We start from the raw sequence: 460 nt of genomic DNA, 5'->3' as shown, positions 1-460 counted from the left end.
AGTGAAAGTAGTGTTCAGTCTATTTCTATCACATATCCGAATTTTTAAAGAACGATCTGACAAAAGTCAGAAATCAACATTCATCAACGAATGTTCATTTCTAAGTTCTGACAAGCGACTGCATACTGCGAAAAATGGTGGAGCCAAGCGGGATCGAACCGCTGACCTCCTGCGTGCAAGGCAGGCGCTCTCCCAGCTGAGCTATGGCCCCGTATTCTACGGCTGAACCATGTAATGGTAGGTCTGGGCAGATTTGAACTGCCGACCTCACCCTTATCAGGGGTGCGCTCTAACCAACTGAGCTACAGACCTATAACAGGGTCGCGTTACAGCATCGTCTTTATACAAGTGAATCAAGCAATTCGTGTGGGAGCTCATCAGCAGGCTGATGTCGTCGATTAAGGAGGTGATCCAGCCGCAGGTTCCCCTACGGCTACCTTGTTACGACTTCACCCCAGTC

Annotated in this window: 2 tRNA genes and 1 rRNA gene; all 3 read right to left on the bottom strand. The window is 48.9% G+C overall.

What is annotated here, in order from left to right:
* Positions 1–135: 135 nt before the first annotated feature.
* Positions 136–211 (bottom strand) — tRNA-Ala (locus HU750_RS27010).
* Positions 212–235: 24 nt separating this feature from the next.
* Positions 236–312: transfer RNA gene (locus HU750_RS27005), tRNA-Ile, on the bottom strand.
* 87 nt (positions 313–399) lie between these two features.
* A 16S ribosomal RNA gene (locus HU750_RS27000) occupies positions 400–460 on the bottom strand; the annotation flags it as partial.

Source organism: Pseudomonas sp. SWRI50, assembly GCF_014269095.1.
GTDB lineage: Bacteria > Pseudomonadota > Gammaproteobacteria > Pseudomonadales > Pseudomonadaceae > Aquipseudomonas > Aquipseudomonas kermanshahensis.
This window is presented reverse-complemented; position numbering and strand designations above follow the sequence as displayed.